Genomic DNA, 17,055 nt, shown 5'->3' with positions numbered 1-17,055 from the left:
GCCGCTCGCGCGGCTTACGCAAACGCGCTGCGCAGCAAGGCCTGCGCTTGCAGATATTGGGGCTCGGCGACCAGCCTGCTCCATTTCAGCGCCTTGCCGCGCGGCCGCATGCGCCTCAAACGCCGCTGCGATTCCTTCGACGGCATGAAGCGCAGCGCATCCAGCACTTTCTCCGCCTCGTCCGGCTGATTGCAGATCAGCACCATGTCGCAGCCGGCCTGCAAGGCGGCGGCGGCGCCTTCGGCCAGCGTGCCGCCCTGGCGCGCGGCTTCCATCGAGAGGTCGTCGCTGAAAATAGCGCCTTCGAAACGCAGCTTGTTGCGCAGAATCTCCTGCAGCCAGACGCGCGAAAAACCCGCCGGCTTCGAATCGACCTTCGGATAAATCACGTGCGCCGGAATCACCGAACCGAGCGTCAAGTCGAGCCAGTCATACGGCGCCACGTCGTCGCGCAGGATTTCTTCGAGTGAACGATCATCGACCGGCATGGCGACGTGCGAATCCGCCTGCGCGAATCCGTGCCCCGGAAAGTGCTTGCCGCAATTGCTCATGCCGGCCAGCGCGAGCCCGTGGTTCAGGCTCTTCGCGAGCAGGGTCACCACGCGCGGATCGCGGTGAAACGAACGGTCGCCGATCACTTGCGACTGTCCGTAGTTCAGATCGAGCACCGGCGTGAAACTCATGTCGATGCCGCACGCGCGCAACTCGGCCGCGAGGATATAGCCGACCGCCGTCGTCACCTTCGTGGCGTGCAACACGTCGCTGTCCCACAACGCGCCCAGCTTGCCCATGGCGGGCAGAACCGTGAAACCGTCAGTGCGAAAGCGCTGCACGCGCCCGCCTTCGTGGTCGACGGCAATCAGCAGGTCGTCGCGGACCGCGCGAATCGAGTCGGTGAGCGCGATCAGTTGCGCACGGCTTTCGTAGTGGCGCGCGAACAGGATCACGCCGCCAGTCATGGGATGAGCAAGGCGGCGTCGGTCGTCGTCGTTCAGCGTTTTGCCGACGACGTCGAGCATGACCGGTCCGGGAATGAGTTTCATCGAATTCTGCTAGAAAAAAACGTGGAGCAAAGAGAGACACGGCCTACATAGGCCGCGTTCAAGGAGTTTTTTATTCAGTGGCGCCGCGCGCGCGGCGGGCGTCGAGCTCGTCCTTCTGCCCTATTTCAGCGATCACGAACGACACCGCGTAGTCGCGCTCGTCGGTGATCGTCACGCGCGCCGTGATGCCGCGCGCGTTAAGCCATTCGGCCAGCTCGCCCGAAGCGACCACCATCGGCTCGCCGCTTGGCTGGTTGAGCGTTTGCAGGGCGCGCCAGGTCATCGGCCAGCGCATGCCCAGGCCGATTGCCTTCGAGAACGCTTCTTTGGCCGAGAAGCGCGTGGCGAGGAACGCGAGACCGCGCGCCGCGGAGCGCGCCTGACGAGCGTGATACACGCGCAGCTCGTCCGGGCCGAGCACCTTCTCGGCGAAGCGGCCGTTGGTGCGCGTCATGACCGCGGCCACGCGGCTGACCTGAACGATGTCCGTACCAATGCCGTAGATCGCCATGCGCGAGGCTTCCGAGTTACGCGCGCGCGCCGAGACGCGCGGCGACCATGATCGCCTTCATCTCGCGCACCGCGTTGTCCCAGCCCGCGAAGATCGCATGCGCGACGATCGCGTGGCCGATGTTCAGCTCGACGATGCCCTCGATGGCGGCAATCTGCTGGACGTTGGTGTAGTGCAGGCCGTGACCCGCGTTGACCTTGATGCCGAGCGTCGCGCCGAATTCGACCGCGCGCACCACGCGCTCGAATTCGCGCTGCTGTTCGGCGGGATCGTGGGCTTCGGCGTAACGGCCGGTGTGCAATTCGATCACCGGCGCGCCGGCTTCATGCGCTGCGCGGATTTGCGTTTCGTCCGGGTCGATGAAGAGCGACACGCGCGAGTTCGCGTCGGCGAGTTGCTTGCACGCGGCGCGCACCGCTTCGAACTGGCCGGCGACATCCAGCCCGCCTTCCGTTGTCAATTCCTGGCGCTTTTCCGGCACGAGACACACGTCATGCGGCTGCACTTCGCACGCGATGTCGAGCATCTCCTGCGTCACCGCGCATTCGAGGTTCATGCGCGTCTTGAGGAGCGGCCGCAGCTTGCGCACGTCCGCGTCGACGATATGGCGGCGGTCTTCACGCAGATGCAGCGTGATGACGTCGGCGCCGGCCTCTTCGGCCATCAGCGCGGCGCGGATCGGATCGGGGTAAGAGGTGCCGCGCGCGTTGCGCAGCGTGGCGACGTGATCGATATTCACGCCCAGGTCAATCACATTCGGCGACGTAAGAAAGAAGCTCATAGGTTCTGCAAGTCGATCAGGATCTGGCGCGTCGCGAGCGGCGTGCCGCCAAGGTAAGTGTTGAGCAGAAAGCGCATCAGCGTTTTGCTTTGCGCCACAGTCTGCGTTCGATGGTAATCGTCCTGCTCCATGTCGAGCAAGGTTTGTCCGGAGACGACCGGCCATTGCGCGGGCAGATCGTCGGACGCCTCGCGCACGCCGCGCTCCGGATCGAACACATAGCGCCCCGCCGCCACCACCGCTTTGCGCGCGACCGTGCGATCCAGCGCCATCGCATAACCGGTTTCGCGCAGCAGCACACGCTCGAACGAACGCAGCACCTGCACGGGCGGCTCGTCGTGCGCGAGACGCGTCATCGTGACGACGTAGTGATGGAACAGCTGAGGATGCGGGTCTTCGCGCGCGCAGAATTTGACCAGCAGTTCATTGACATAGAAACCGCACAACAGCGCGTCGCCCGCCAACGGCAACATGCCGCCGACCCATTCTGCGCCGGTCAGCGTGCGCATTTCGGATTTGCCCGACCACGACAGCGCGAGCGGCTGGAACGTCTGCAACACGCCGCGCAGCGCGGAGTGCGGACGTTTAGCGCCCTTCGCGACGAGCGCGAGACGGCCGTGATCGCGCGAGAGCACGTCGATGATCAGGCTGGTCTCGCGATACGGATAACTATGGAGAACGAAGGCAGGCTGCTCCGCGATCCGATAGACCGACGCGGACGCGCGCGGTGCGCGGCGCGCCGGCGCCTGATGCGGCTCGCCGTCGGCGCCCTGCACATTTTGACGGGAGGATTTTCTGGTACTACGAGCGGGTTTGGACGGCTCGCGCGCCGGCGCGTCCGGCTCCGGGTCGTCCGGGTCGGCGTCGGAATTCAGCGTCATCCACGCTTCATTCGTACCCATACGCACGAAGTCCAGCTTCGTTGTCGGCCCAGCCGCTCTTCACCTTGATGAAGGTTTCCAGGTACACCGGACCGTCGAACAGCTTCTCCATATCGAGGCGCGCTTCCGTGCTGATCTGCTTCAGCTTGGCGCCCTTCTGGCCGATGATCATCGCCTTGTGCATGTCGCGGTCGACCATGATGGTCGCGAAAATGCGGCGCAGACGCCCTTCCGTTTCGAACTTGTCGATCAGCACGGTGCTCGTGTACGGCAGCTCGTCGCCGGTCCAGCGGAACACTTTTTCACGCAGGATTTCCGCGGCGAGGAAGCGCTCGCTGCGATCGGTCAGGTCGTCTTCGCCATAGATCGGCGCGCCTTCCGGCAGGAATGGCTTGACGGTCGCCATCAGGCGTTTGATGTCGTCGGCATTCTTGGCCGACAACGGCACGATCTCGCTGAACTGGCGCAGCGCGCTGATCTTCTGCATGAACGGAAACAGCGAATCCTTATCCGACACGCGATCGAGCTTGTTGGCGATCAGCAGCGTGGGCACCGAAGGCGGAATCAGGTCGAGCACCTGCTGGTCGTCCGCGCCGAAACGGCCGGCTTCGATCACGAACAGAATCGCGTCCACCGAAGTCAGCGTGGACGTGACCGCTCGATTGAGCGAGCGGTTCAGCGCACCGCTATGCTTGGTCTGGAAACCCGGCGTGTCGACGAAGATGTACTGCGAGTCTTCCAGCGTATGAATGCCGGTGATGCGGTGGCGCGTGGTCTGCGCCTTGCGCGACGTGATACTGACTTTCTGGCCGACCAGCGCGTTCATCAGCGTGGACTTGCCGACATTGGGGCGACCGACGATCGCGACCATGCCGCAGCGGAAACCAGTTGGAGTGGGAGCGTTCATATTCGGGCTACGGCAGGTTCAGGTCGGCACGCGGGGATGGCGCGCCGAGGGCAATCAATGGCCCGCGTCGGCGACGCGCGTTTGCACCGCGTCGGCTACGCCGGGTTCGTGTTCGGTGGGTGCCGCCGCGCTCGGTGCGGATACGGCTGGAGCGGCGGAGGCCTCGCGGTTGCGATGTTTGTCGGCACCGCGGACGGCGGTTTCGGGCCGGGGGTCGGCGGGTTTGGCGTCCGATCGTTCGGCCGGCTTGTCCGTAGCGGCTTTGTCGGCGGATCTGTCGCCCGTATGAGCAATCGCCTTGTCCGCCCGGTCGGCCTTTTCGGCGCGCTCCGCTTTGTCCTGTCCGCTGTATTCGACGTGCGCAGCGCGAATCACCGCCAACGGCGCGGCCGCGGGGGCCGGTACAGGACGTTCGGCAGCCGGTTCCGCAGCGGCGGCCGCGCGGGACTCGCCGCGCACCGCGCCGCGTTCGGTCTTGCGGTCAGGGCTGCGCAAATCCAGCGCGGCCTGCACGCCGGTCACGCCGGGGACGATCTCCGGCTCGACGTGCTTCGCCGCGCGGGCGCCCTTCGAGCGCTTGGGCTTGGCGACCACCGCGGGCGCGGCGGCCATGACCTCATCGAGTGCCTTCTTGGCGGCCGCCTGTTCCGCCGCACGACGGCTCGCGCCGGAGCCGGACACTTTCACCTCCAGCTTCGGCACCGTGCATTCGACTTCGAATTGCTGATTGTGCGCCGCACCATGCGTTGCGACCACAGTGTAGGTGGGCAATGCGATCTTGTGGCCCTGCAGATATTCCTGCAGCAGCGTTTTGGCGTCTTTGCCGAGTGTGCGCGGGTCGATGTGGTCAAGAATTGGCACGTAAAGGCGCTTAATGACCGTCTGGGCGGCTTCGAAACCGCCGTCGAGGAACACTGCGCCAAGCACCGCTTCGAGCGTATCAGCCAGGATTGAGGGCCGGCGGAAGCCGCCGCTGCGCAACTCGCCTTCGCCCAGCCGCAGGCCCTCTGAAATATTAAGGGCCTGAGCGATTTCGTACAGGGATTGCTGCTTGACCAGATTGGCGCGCACGCGCGACAGATCCCCCTCGTCCAGCTTTCCGAAACGTTGGAACAAAAGCGCAGCCACCGCGCAATTTAGAACGGAATCGCCAAGAAACTCGAGCCGTTCGTTATGCGTGGAACTATGACTGCGGTGTGTTAAAGCCTGGCGCAATAATTCCGCATTGCGAAATTCGTAGCGCAAACGGCTTTCCAACGGAGATTGGGGCATGGGCAGAGTATAACGCGGGCGCCTGACCCGGCGAAAACGCGGGGCGGCTAGCGGAAAAAGCGTGGTGAAGCGACGTTACCGCGGGATCTTAATGTAGCGTGATAACACGCCGCGACTGACTTGACCGATGCAGGGCCAACCGCGCGGCGTGTCGTGCAATCAACGCACGCGAACTCAGTTGAATGAGCCGATGCGTTTCAGATTGCTGAAGTTCATCCAGATGAAGAACGCGCGGCCGACAATATTCTTGTCCGGCGCAAAACCCCAGTAACGGCTGTCCGCGCTGTTATCGCGGTTGTCGCCCATCATGAAGTAGTTGCCCGGCGGCACCTTGCAGATCACGCCGCGTGCGTTGTACGTGCAGTTGTCGCGATACGGATAATCTTCCGCACCGACGATGAACGGCGGCACAGCAGGATTGTTCAGAATCGCGTTCTTGCGGCCGTCGAGATTTTCTTCGAACTGCTTCGCGTAGCCAAGACGCTCTTCGTCGAGATAATCGGGCAGCGGCGTTTCCGGCACCGGCTTGCCGTTGATGGTCAGCTGCTTGTCCTGATACGCGACGGTGTCGCCCGGCAGGCCGATCACGCGCTTGATGTAGTCGACCGATTCGTCTTTCGGGTAACGGAACACCACCACGTCGCCACGCTGAAGCGCACGGCCTTCGGTGATTTTCGTATTGGTGATCGGCAGGCGGATGCCGTAGTCGAATTTATTGACGAGAATGAAGTCACCGACCAGCAGCGTCGGCACCATCGAACCCGAAGGAATCTTGAACGGCTCGACCACGAACGAGCGCACCACGAACACCACCAGAATCACGGGGAAAAAGCTCGCCGAATATTCGAGCCACCACGGCTGGCGCAGCTTGTCATCGCGCAGGCGGGCGCGCGTTTGCGCCGCGTTTTCGTCGGCGAAGCGCTCACCGACGCGTGCCTGCTGACGGTCGAACTCGGCGACCACGGCATCCGCCGCGCGGCGCCGTTGCGGCATGAAAACCAGTTTGTCTGCGACCCATGCGACGCCCGTCAAAATAACGAGCACAAAAAGAATCAGCGCAAAATTCATAGGGTTCCGTTGTTCGTCTTATTTGTCTTCGACACGCAGAATCGCGAGGAAAGCCTCTTGCGGAATCTCGACCGAGCCCACCTGCTTCATTCGCTTCTTACCTGCCTTTTGCTTTTCGAGCAGCTTCTTCTTACGTGAAATATCGCCGCCGTAGCATTTTGCCAGCACGTTCTTACGCAACGCTTTAATGTTTTCGCGCGCGATAATGTTCGCGCCGATAGTGGCCTGAATCGCGACGTCGTACATCTGGCGCGGAATCAGTTCGCGCATCTTCGCCGCCACTTCGCGGCCGCGATACTGGCTTTGCGAACGGTGCACGATGACCGACAGCGCGTCGACCTTGTCGCCGTTGATCAACATGTCGACCTTCACGACATCCGCCGCGCGATATTCCTTGAACTCGTAATCCATCGACGCGTAGCCTCGCGATATCGACTTCAAACGATCGAAGAAATCGAGCACGACTTCGCCCATCGGGATTTCATAGGTCAACTGCACCTGGCGGCCGTGATACTGCATGTTGATCTGCGTGCCGCGCTTTTGCGTACACAGCGTGATCACCGAGCCGACATAGTCTTGCGGCATGTACAGGTTCACGGTGACGATCGGCTCGCGCACTTCTTCGATCTTCGACGGCTCCGGCATCTTGGCCGGATTCTCGACCATGAGGGTCGTGCCGTCACGCTGCAGGACTTCGTACACCACGGTAGGCGCCGTGGTGATCAGGTCCATGTCGAACTCGCGCTCGAGACGTTCCTGCACGATTTCCATGTGCAACAGCCCGAGGAAGCCGCAACGGAAACCGAAGCCGAGCGCCTGTGACACTTCCGGCTCGTACATCAACGAGGCGTCGTTCAGCTTCAGCTTTTCCAGCGAGTCACGCAGCGCATCGTATTGGTTCGCTTCGACCGGATAAAGGCCGGCGAACACCTGCGGCTTCACTTCCTTGAAGCCGGGCAAAGGCTCGGGGGCCGGACGGTTCACCAGCGTGACGGTGTCGCCCACTTTCGCCGCGGCCAATTCCTTGATGCCAGCGATAATGAAGCCCACCTGCCCAGCCGACAGCGACTCGAGATTCTTCGACTTCGGCGTGAACACGCCGATATGTTCGACCGGATATTGCGCGCCGGTCGCCATCATGCGGATCTTGTCTTTCGGACGCAGCGTGCCGTTGACGATACGCACCAGCATCACGACGCCGACGTAGTTGTCGAACCACGAGTCGATGATCAGCGCCTGCAGCGGCGCTTCCGGATCGCCCTTGGGCGGCGGCACTTTGGCGATCAACGCCTCGAGCACGTCTTCGACGCCCAAGCCGGTCTTCGCGCTGCAATGCGTCGCATCCGTTGCGTCGATGCCGATCACGTCTTCGATCTCCGCGATCGCGTTCTCAGGGTTCGCGGCCGGCAGGTCGATCTTGTTGAGCACAGGAATCACGTCGACGCCGAGTTCGATTGCCGTGTAGCAGTTGGCAACGGTCTGTGCCTCCACGCCCTGGCTCGCGTCGACCACCAGTAGCGCGCCTTCGCAGGCGGACAGCGAGCGGCTGACTTCGTAGGAGAAGTCAACGTGCCCCGGCGTGTCGATCATGTTCAGGTTGTAAACCTGGCCGTCACGGGCCTTGTACGTCAATGCGGCGGTTTGTGCCTTGATGGTAATGCCGCGCTCGCGCTCGAGATCCATCGAGTCGAGCACCTGGGACTCCATCTCGCGATCGGACAAGCCGCCGCAGATCTGGATGATGCGATCGGCGAGCGTCGACTTGCCATGGTCGATGTGCGCAATGATCGAGAAGTTACGAATATGATCCATTCAGTACCGATCAAGCGAAAAAGGCGCGCTCGGACAATAGCGGAGCACGCCTTGTAAGTAGGTGAAAAACCTATCTATTTTAGCCGAAAAGGCTATCCCCCGGCGGATCTTACGAAGCGCGGGTTGAAAAGACGGCTCGGAAAAGGGGTAAAACCCGGGATAAACCCAGGATAAAACTCAGGGCGTACGGCGTGGCATCTGCTCTGTGCGCGTAAGCCCGAACAAGCTCACGGTGCCGCCGCAACACGCGCGGCGAGCGCGGCGCGAACCCGCGCGACGTCGAGATGATAGTGACACAGTTCGACGCCGTCGCAGACCAGAACCGGCACCCATTCGTTATACCGGGCTTCCAGCACCGGATCGGTGTCGACGTCGATCACTTCGACCTGCGCGCCGAACTCGGCCAGAAAAGGCTCGAGCGCCGCGCGCATGTCATCGCAGAGGTGGCACCACGCGCGCCCGTAGAGCGTGAGCGGCGCCGCCATGGTCATTTCTGGGTGCTACGCGGGCGAATCGGCACGAACTGCGTGTTCTCGCCACGGCGAACCAGCAACGCGGCCATTTTCTGTGGGTCGAGATGCGAGCTCACGTCGTCGAACTGCTTGGCACTCGTGATATCGGTGTCGCCCACTCGCAGGATGATGTCGCCCTTTTGCAGGCCGACGCGCGCTGCCGGGCCGTCCACGGCGTCGACCTGCACGCCATTGTGCAGCTTCAATGCCTTCATCTGATCAGCAGGAATGTCGCTGACGGCCACACCCAGCGCATTCGTGGCACGCTGCTTGGGCGGCTGCGGCTTCTTCTGATCCGCCTTGGCGGTCTTGTCCGGCTGCATCTCGGCAATCGTCACCGGCAGATCGCTCGTCTGACCCTTGCGCCAAATCGTGATCGTCGACTTGGTGCCCGGTTTCGTGTCGCCGACCATACGCGGCAAATCTGTCGCCGTATCGACCGAATGACCGTTGAACTTCAGAATGATGTCGCCTGGCTGCACGCCGGCTTTGTCGGCCGGACCACCCGGCTCGACGCTGCTGACCAGCGCGCCCTGGGCCTTGGGCAGACCGAGCGAATCGGCCACGTCTTTCGTCACTTCGCCGATCGCCACGGCGATCCGGCCACGCACGACCTTGCCCGACGCCTTCAGCTGGTCGGCCACGCGCATCGCTTCGTCAATCGGAATCGCGAACGAGATGCCCATGAAACCGCCGGTACGGCTATAGATTTGCGAGTTGATGCCGATCACCTCGCCCTGCATGTTGATCAGCGGACCACCCGAATTGCCCGGATTCACCGCCACGTCGGTCTGGATAAACGGCAGATAGTCTCCGGTGTCGCGCCCCTTGGCGCTGACGATGCCAGCCGTCACCGTGTTCTCGAGACCGAACGGCGAGCCGATCGCGACCACCCACTCGCCCACGCGAACCTTGTTCGAATCGCCGATCGTGATGGTGGGCAGATTGGCGGCGCTGATCTTCACGACTGCAACGTCGGTGCGATCATCCACGCCGATCAGTTTTGCCTTGAATTCGCGCTTGTCGGTGAGCGTGACGTAGATCGTGTCCGCGTCGTCGATGACGTGCGCGTTGGTCATGACGTAACCGTCCGCCGACAGGATAAAGCCGGAGCCCACGCCACTGTTCTGTTCGGAATCGCCGTTATCCGGCGTGTCCTGGCTGCCGCCGCTTCCACCGCTTCCACCGCTTCCGCCGTTATCACCACCGCGCGGGGTTCCCGGCGATTGCGGCGACTGCGGCAACGGAATGCCGAAGAAGCGGCGGAAAAACTCCGACATGTCGCCTTCGTCCATGCCCGGCGGCAAGCCGCCGCGGGCACCGCTGCTCGACACGCGAGTAGTCGTGCGAATGTTGACGACCGCCGGGCCGACCTTGTCGACCAGGTCAGTGAAGTCGGGCAGACTGGCAGCGGGCGCCGCCGATGCCGTATGCGGCAAAAGTGGCAAACATGCCACCACCACCGCGGCCGCGAGGAATTTGCGCACCGAGAAAGTCGTCATATCGTAGCAAGCCGAGGGATACAGGATTCGGAGGATTACTTCGGAGCTTTATATTCTATGGCAGACGCAAATTGCTGCAATGTGCTCTGGGGCACTTCACCAAGCAAAGTAATCCAGAAGTCGCCCCGACGCTTGACGAGCACGTGCGTGGCGCCGCTGCTGCCCGCGCCTTCCTTGCGCGTGTTGTTCTCGACCGGCTCGACGAACACCGAAATGGCCGCAAGACCATCGGAGAACACGGCCTGGTCCACCGGAATGGTCGGCTGGCCCGCGTCACGCGCGGCCATGGGACGGCGTAACTCGCGAATCATGCGGAAGCCCGGCACGGTGGGCGTGATTTGCCAGCCTTGCGCGGCCATATCGACCGGCTCGACCGGCGGACGCACTACCGTCCAGCCTGCCGTATTACGAATACCGTTGACGATACCAGTCTTGTCGACCGGCACGCCGATGCGAATCTGGGAAAACGACAGCTGCTCGAGCACCTGGCCATTCGGGTCGAGCGTCTGCGCACGCAACAACAGGCCGGTTTTCTTGTCGGCCCACAGCTTGTAGGCGAAGCGATACGCGTCTTTCGGATCGAGCTCGATCACCTGGCTGTCGACGCCGGCAACGCGGTCGTCGCCGAGCAGTTTGGGCTCGTAGACCGACAGCACCTGCTCGCCACTCACCGCCAGCAACGCCGGGAACGAGTCTTTGTTCTGACGTTTCTCGACGACGCACAGATGCCGCTCCGGCACGAACGTGTAGAGTTCGTCGTTATGACGCAGCATTTTGCGTGGCTTGCCGTCGAGGCTTTCAAGCTGCTCGAACTCGCCATCCGTGCGGGTCGCATAGTGCGCGATCCGCGACGTCTGAACAAAATTGCCACGCTGATAGACGAACGCACCCTCGTAGTTCTGCTGCTGCGCGGCCTGGTGGATGCGATCAAGCAGATCCGCGGCCGTGCGATGGGCGACGAGCGGATCGTTGGTTTGCGCGAAGACCCGCGGTGTGGCGGCTAACAATACGGCTGCGCAGAACAGGAATGCCGGCAACCGCCCCCAGATAGTCGTTTTATTCAACCGCGGAGTCTGCATCAAACTATTGGCCTTGCGTAGTAACAGCGGCAGCGCGGATCAGCGGCATCGAACCGGGCATGACCGGTTGCTGCGCGAATTGCTGGTGAGCTTCCAGATACTGGTCGAGACTGGCGTCACGAATGATGTTGGCGTCTTGCGCGACCGGCTGGAGCGTAGCTGCCGGCACCGAGGCCATGGCCACGCGTTGCATTGCGTCGCCATGCGACTGGACCGACGCCAACTGCGCGCCCGGGCCGCCCGGCACACCTTGCAGTTGCGGCACGACGATCCACGTCAGCGTGGCGGCAGCGGCAGCCACGGCAAAGGCCGGCAAGACACGGCGGCGCAGCGCCAGCAGACGGCGCGCAACCGGCATGGCGGCAGGCGCCAGCACATGCGGCTCGCTCTCGAAGCGCGCGACAAAACCGCTCAGGAAGGCGCTGCTCGCCGCCGGGCTGACCGCCAGATCGTCGGAACGCAAAGCGTCGCCGATCAGGTGATAGCTCGACCAGGCGGCGCGATCTTCGCCGTTCAGTTCGGAAAAAAACGTGTCCAGATTCAGATGCTCTTCGCCGAACAACTCGCCGTCGACAAAAGCGGACAGACGCTCGCCGCGCGAGCTGGCTTGCGATTGCATCGAGACCGACCCCATGATGCTCCCCATCTTACAAATACCCCGTAGTGACACCACTAATCCAGATATTGCACCCGCGCCCCGCTCGGCCGGCTGGTGAATTACCAGCGTTTGCCTTCAGGTGTGTCAAGCAACGGACGCAATTTTGCCGCAATGGCTTCGCGAGCGCGAAAAATTCGTGATCTGACTGTGCCGATTGGGCAACCCATCATCTCAGCGATTTCCTCGTAGCTCAAACCTTCAATTTCACGAAGAGTAATGGCGGTGCGCAACTCTTCCGGTAAAACCGCCATCGCAGCATTGACCGTCTCAGCGATCTGCTTGCTCATCAACATCGACTCAGGCGTGTTGATATCCCTTAGTTGGTCCGCGTCCGAGAAAGTTTCAGCTTCTTCAGCATCCGCTTCGGTCGATGTCGGCGCGCGCCGCCCTTGGGTCGCAAGGTAGTTCTTTGCCGTGTTGACCGCAATCCGGTACAACCACGTATAAAAAGCCGATTCCCCGCGAAACTGCGGCAACGCCCGGTACGCCTTGATAAAGGCGTCCTGGGCGACGTCTTCCACTTCGGCGGGGTCCCGCACGAGGCGCGAGATCAGCCGGAGAATCTTGCGGTGGTATTTGGAGACCAGAAGCTCGAACGCGGCCTTGTCGCCCTTCTGGACGCGCTCGACCAGCATCTGATCAATTTCTTTTTCGCTCACCTGATAAATCCGTTAACTATAGGGCGCATGGCGGGGCACCATTGTAGCGTCCCCATCAACGATGGGACGTTACTCCGGTAACAGCGGTTACAGTCGTTACAGTCAGGCGCCGGCGCCACGCCGGCCCAGCACGGCCAGTTCCCGGAAGACGGGAGCCGGAAGCGCGTCGGCGGAAAACAGTAAAGTGCGCGTGCGGCCCTGCTCGGGCGCGAGCGCCAGAACCAGCAATCGGTCGCTCCACTGCGAGCAGCCTGCAATGCGCCCCTGCGCCAGCAGGACGCCCGCCCGGCCCCAGACGGACAGACCGCTCGGCCCGATTTTCAGGGCGACAGGCTGCGCCTGCTCATGCCGGTGTGCGGCAAGCACGAGCAAGGCGCACACGGCGAGCGTCAGCGGAACCGCCTGCCATGCGCCCAACTGCGCCGCGAGACAGGCATGGACGGCCGCTGTCGCCGTCACAACGGAAACCCCCAACATGACGCGCATGGCGACGGAGCGCCGCAGCGCGATCCGCTGCGGCGCTCCGTCGGACGTTGCCGATTCAGGGGCAAGCACCGGCAGAGCCGGTGCAGTGGACTGGCGCGTCACCAACTCTCGGACGATCAGGCGCGCTTGAAAACCAGCGTGCCGTTCGTGCCGCCGAACCCGAACGAGTTCTTCAGCGCGACGTCGATCTTCATTTCCCGCGCGATGTTGGCGCAGTAGTCCAGGTCGCAGGCCGGGTCCTGGTTGAAGATGTTGATGGTCGGCGGCGACACCTGATGATGCACGGCCAGCACAGTGAACACCGATTCCAGACCGCCAGCGCCACCCAACAGGTGACCGGTCATCGACTTGGTCGAGTTCACGACCATGTCTTTGGCGTGGTCGCCGAAAGCGCGCTTGATGCCGGTGGTTTCAGCCAGGTCGCCGAGCGGCGTGGACGTGCCGTGCGCGTTCAGGTAATTCACCTGATCGGCATTGACGCCCGCGTTCTTCATTGCGGCCAGCATGCAGCGGCGCGCGCCGTCGCCGTCTTCCAGCGGTGCGGTCATGTGATAGGCGTCGCCGCTCATCCCGTAGCCGCCGACTTCGGCGTAAATCTTCGCGCCGCGTGCCTTCGCGTGCTCGTACTCTTCGAGCACCATCACGCCGGCGCCTTCGCCCAGCACGAAGCCGTCGCGATCCTTGTCCCACGGACGGCTAGCCGTTGCCGGATCGTCATTGCGTTGCGACAGCGCGCGCGCCGCCGCAAAGCCGCCGATACCGAGCGGCGACACGGTGGATTCCGCGCCACCCGCGATCATCACGTCGGCGTCGCCGTATTCGATCAGGCGCGAAGCCTCGCCGATACAGTGCAGACCCGTGGTACACGCGGTGACGATAGCGAGATTCGGACCCTTGATGCCGAACTTGATCGACAGATGGCCGGAGATCATATTGATGATCGAAGCCGGCACGAAGAACGGCGAAATCCGGCGCGGGCCGCGATTGAGCAGTTCGGTTTGCGTCACTTCGATCATCGGCAAGCCGCCGATGCCCGAACCGACCACCACGCCGATGCGCTCCGAATTCTCGTCGGTGACTTCGAGGCCGCTGTCCTGCATCGCCTGGATGCCTGCAGCCACGCCGTAATGGATGAACGTGTCCATGTGGCGCGCTTCCTTACCGGGGATGTAGTCCTCGATATTGAAGCCCTTCACCTCGCCGGCGAAACGCGTCGAAAAGTTCGACGCATCGAACTTCGTGATATTGGCAATACCCGACTTGCCGGCGACCAGATTGGCCCAGCCGTCGGCAACATTATTGCCAACAGGCGAAATCAGCCCCAGGCCTGTAACAACAACACGACGGCGGCTCACGGTAACCCCTTTTTCATAGATGACAAAAGCAAAAGCCACAGCGGCCACAGGAACTTGCCCTGTGTGCCCTGTGGCTGTTAACCGCCCCCACCCCTGGCGCTTCGCACCAGGTGCCCCCGAGAGGGGCAATCCCCCAAGGGGACGTCCTTCGGAGCGAAAAACGCGGGGCGGCCCGGCGTTTTCTTGAAAGTCGGCATTCGCGCGAAAAGTTGCGCTGTCAACATTGCTGGCTCCTGCACGGCAAAAAGCGCCAACCCTGCAAGCGTCGGCAACCGACACGGCAGGGCGTCATACGCCGCCAACGCAGAAACGCAGGCGCGAATGACTTTAGGCCTTGACGTTCGCGCGAGCGTAGTCGATCGCTTGCTGAACGGTAGTGATCTTCTCGGCTTCTTCATCCGGAATTTCCATACCGAATTCGTCTTCGAGGGCCATCACGAGTTCAACGGTGTCGAGCGAATCGGCGCCGAGGTCGTTCACGAACGAAGCTTCGTTCTTGATTTCAGCTTCTGCAACGCCCAGTTGTTCTGCGACGATCTTCTTGACGCGCTGTTCGATATTGTCCATTACCCCTCCAAGGGAAAGAAAGTCAAAAATACAGGTGCGCGCATTTTATCAGGTTTGCCCCGGCAAAAAAGCGGCGCATCAGGTTGCTGTCAAGGCATGCGCCTTATACGCGTATGCAAACGCATCAAGGCGCGGATAGTAACCGAATTTGGTTACGACATGTACATTCCGCCGTTCACATGCAGTGTCGTGCCGGTGATATAACCCGCTTGTGGCGAGGCCAGAAACGCCACTGCGTGCGCGATGTCCTCCGGGCTGCCGAGGCGGCCAAGCGGAATCTGCGTCTTCAGCGCCGTTTGTTGCTCTTCCGGCAAGGTCTTGGTCATGTCGGTGTCGATGAATCCCGGCGCCACGCAATTCACGGTGATGCCGCGGCTGCCGATCTCACGAGCAAGCGCACGGGTCATGCCCGCCACACCCGCTTTCGCGGCGGCGTAGTTGATCTGCCCCGGGTTGCCGGCCGAGCCGACCACCGAGGTGATGTTGATGATGCGGCCGCCCTTGGCCTTCATCATTGGGCGCAGCACCGCGCGCGACAGCCGGAACACCGACTTCAGATTGGTGTCGACCACCGCGTCCCAGTCGTCGTCTTTCATGCGCATGGCGAGCTGGTCCTGCGTGATGCCGGCGTTGTTCACCAACACGTGCAGCGCGCCGAACTCCTTCACCGTACCGTCGATCAACGCTTCGGCCGCAGCCGCGTCGTTCACGTTGAGCACCGCGCCGCGGCCGTTCACGCCCGCCGCGTTAAACGCTTCGCTGATGGCGGCCGCGCCGCTTTCGCTGGTCGCCGTGCCGATCACCGTCGCACCCTGGCGCGCCAGTTCCATTGCGATTGCACGGCCAATGCCACGCGAAGCGCCCGTCACGATTGCAATCTGCTTGTCGAGAGTCTTTTCCATCTGTCAGTCCGGATGCCCTTCTGTGGGCTGATTGATTCCTGATGCGAAGTCCTGATGCCGTTGCACAGCACCCGTCTCCGGGCACTGACCGCACGGCCTTCAGCCAGCGATCACGAGTTTGAGCGTTTCTTCGAGCGAAGCCGGATCGAAGATCGAGGCACCGGTCAGGTTGCCGTCGATACGCTTGGTCAGACCCGCCAGCACCTTGCCAGGTCCGCATTCGATCACGTGCGTGACGCCTTGCGCCGACATCGCCTGAACGCTTTCGACCCAGCGCACCGCACCGGCCGCCTGACGCACCAGCGCGTCCTTGATCTGCGCCGGCTCGTTGACCACGGCGACATCGACGTTGTTGATCACGGGAATCGCCGGCACCTGCACTTCGACGCTCGCCAGATATTCGCGCAGCTGGTCCGACGCGGGCTTGAGCAGCGACGAGTGGAACGGCGCCGACACCGGCAGCGGCAGCGCGCGCTTGGCGCCCTTCGCCTTGGCGACTTCGCAGGCTTTTTCGACCGCGGCCTTATGCCCCGCGATCACGACCTGCGCCGGCGCGTTGAAATTGACCGCTTCGACGACACCCGCCACGGACGCTTCGGCGCACACCGCGCGGACCGTGTCGTCGTCGAGACCGAGAATCGCGGCCATGCCGCCTTCGCCCACCGGCACGGCCGTCTGCATGGCTTGCGCTCGGAAGCGCACGAGCGGCACGGCATCGCGAAACGCGATGGCGCCCGCCGCAACCAGCGCCGTGTATTCGCCGAGGCTATGGCCCGCGACGACGGCCGGCTTCGGACCGCCCGCCTGCAGCCACGCGCGATACATGGCGTAAGCGGCGGTCAACATGACCGGCTGGGTGTTGGTGGTGAGGTTGAGATCTTCGGCCGGGCCTTCGGCGATCAGCTTGCCGAGGTCCTGATTGAGCGCATCGGAGGCTTCCTGAACCGTCTCGCGCACGACCGCGTGATCGGCGAATGCGTTGAGCATGCCGACTGTCTGCGAACCCTGCCCAGGAAAAACGAACGCAAATTTCATATCGTCCCCAAATTCGATGTAGTCA

18 protein-coding genes are annotated in these 17,055 nt (G+C 62.6%); all 18 read right to left on the bottom strand.

What is annotated here, in order from left to right; genetic code table 11:
- Positions 1-14 precede the first annotated feature (14 nt).
- The 18 genes from nagZ to fabD all read right to left on the bottom strand — a co-directional run bounded on the left by nagZ (position 15) and on the right by fabD (position 17,030).
- On the bottom strand, positions 15-1,043 hold the full coding sequence (nagZ, locus tag A6V37_RS14425; protein WP_064268440.1) for a beta-N-acetylhexosaminidase: 1,029 nt from the start codon (positions 1,041-1,043) through the stop codon (positions 15-17).
- Between the two features lie 70 nt (positions 1,044-1,113).
- Positions 1,114-1,554 carry a holo-ACP synthase gene (gene acpS / locus A6V37_RS14420; protein WP_064286078.1) on the bottom strand — a complete coding sequence of 147 codons (441 nt, stop codon included), beginning with the start codon at positions 1,552-1,554 and terminating at the stop codon, positions 1,114-1,116.
- A gap of 16 nt (positions 1,555-1,570) precedes the next feature.
- Positions 1,571-2,335: a pyridoxine 5'-phosphate synthase gene (gene pdxJ, locus A6V37_RS14415; protein ID WP_064268442.1), complete on the bottom strand. Its 765-nt coding sequence runs from the start codon at positions 2,333-2,335 to the stop codon at positions 1,571-1,573.
- Entirely contained in the window at positions 2,332-3,237 is a 906-nt protein-coding gene (gene recO, locus A6V37_RS14410) for a DNA repair protein RecO (protein ID WP_064268443.1), read from the bottom strand. Before recO ends, pdxJ begins: the two co-directional genes overlap by 4 nt.
- Positions 3,224-4,123, bottom strand: a complete 900-nt coding sequence (gene era / locus A6V37_RS14405) for a GTPase Era (protein WP_064268444.1) — start codon at positions 4,121-4,123, stop codon at positions 3,224-3,226. Before era ends, recO begins: the two co-directional genes overlap by 14 nt.
- Before the next feature lie 54 nt (positions 4,124-4,177).
- Complete coding sequence (gene rnc / locus A6V37_RS14400) at positions 4,178-5,395, bottom strand: ribonuclease III (protein ID WP_075643488.1); 1,218 nt, start codon at positions 5,393-5,395, stop codon at positions 4,178-4,180.
- A gap of 174 nt (positions 5,396-5,569) precedes the next feature.
- Positions 5,570-6,463, bottom strand: coding sequence for a signal peptidase I (gene lepB / locus A6V37_RS14395; RefSeq protein WP_064268446.1), 894 nt, complete (start codon positions 6,461-6,463; stop codon positions 5,570-5,572).
- An 18-nt stretch (positions 6,464-6,481) separates the two neighbouring features.
- Positions 6,482-8,275 (bottom strand): translation elongation factor 4, encoded by a 1,794-nt coding sequence (gene lepA / locus A6V37_RS14390; RefSeq protein ID WP_064268447.1) that lies wholly within the window; start codon positions 8,273-8,275, stop codon positions 6,482-6,484.
- 227 nt (positions 8,276-8,502) lie between these two features.
- Positions 8,503-8,766: a glutaredoxin family protein gene (locus A6V37_RS14385; protein ID WP_064268448.1), complete on the bottom strand. Its 264-nt coding sequence runs from the start codon at positions 8,764-8,766 to the stop codon at positions 8,503-8,505.
- Positions 8,763-10,289, bottom strand: coding sequence for a DegQ family serine endoprotease (locus A6V37_RS14380; protein WP_064268449.1), 1,527 nt, complete (start codon positions 10,287-10,289; stop codon positions 8,763-8,765). Before A6V37_RS14380 ends, A6V37_RS14385 begins: the two co-directional genes overlap by 4 nt.
- 35 nt (positions 10,290-10,324) lie before the next feature.
- Entirely contained in the window at positions 10,325-11,368 is a 1,044-nt protein-coding gene (locus A6V37_RS14375; protein WP_064268896.1) for a MucB/RseB C-terminal domain-containing protein, read from the bottom strand.
- A gap of 4 nt (positions 11,369-11,372) precedes the next feature.
- Positions 11,373-12,002: a sigma-E factor negative regulatory protein gene (locus A6V37_RS14370; RefSeq protein ID WP_064268897.1), complete on the bottom strand. Its 630-nt coding sequence runs from the start codon at positions 12,000-12,002 to the stop codon at positions 11,373-11,375.
- Between the two features lie 83 nt (positions 12,003-12,085).
- Entirely contained in the window at positions 12,086-12,685 is a 600-nt protein-coding gene (gene rpoE / locus A6V37_RS14365; RefSeq protein WP_064268450.1) for an RNA polymerase sigma factor RpoE, read from the bottom strand.
- 102 nt (positions 12,686-12,787) lie between these two features.
- Positions 12,788-13,273, bottom strand: a complete 486-nt coding sequence (locus A6V37_RS14360) for a hypothetical protein (RefSeq protein WP_341272021.1) — start codon at positions 13,271-13,273, stop codon at positions 12,788-12,790.
- A 14-nt stretch (positions 13,274-13,287) separates the two neighbouring features.
- Complete coding sequence (gene fabF, locus A6V37_RS14355) at positions 13,288-14,526, bottom strand: beta-ketoacyl-ACP synthase II (protein ID WP_064268899.1); 1,239 nt, start codon at positions 14,524-14,526, stop codon at positions 13,288-13,290.
- Positions 14,527-14,853: 327 nt separating this feature from the next.
- Positions 14,854-15,093 carry an acyl carrier protein gene (acpP, locus tag A6V37_RS14350; RefSeq protein ID WP_004197638.1) on the bottom strand — a complete coding sequence of 80 codons (240 nt, stop codon included), beginning with the start codon at positions 15,091-15,093 and terminating at the stop codon, positions 14,854-14,856.
- A 152-nt stretch (positions 15,094-15,245) separates the two neighbouring features.
- Complete coding sequence (fabG, locus tag A6V37_RS14345) at positions 15,246-15,995, bottom strand: 3-oxoacyl-ACP reductase FabG (protein WP_064268451.1); 750 nt, start codon at positions 15,993-15,995, stop codon at positions 15,246-15,248.
- Between the two features lie 99 nt (positions 15,996-16,094).
- Positions 16,095-17,030 (bottom strand): ACP S-malonyltransferase, encoded by a 936-nt coding sequence (gene fabD / locus A6V37_RS14340; protein WP_064268452.1) that lies wholly within the window; start codon positions 17,028-17,030, stop codon positions 16,095-16,097.
- Between the last annotated feature and the right edge of the window lie 25 nt (positions 17,031-17,055).

It is taken from the genome of Paraburkholderia ginsengiterrae, assembly GCF_001645125.1.
Lineage (GTDB): Bacteria > Pseudomonadota > Gammaproteobacteria > Burkholderiales > Burkholderiaceae > Paraburkholderia > Paraburkholderia ginsengiterrae.
Note: the sequence above shows the minus strand (reverse complement) of the source record. Positions and strands in the feature narration are given on the sequence as shown.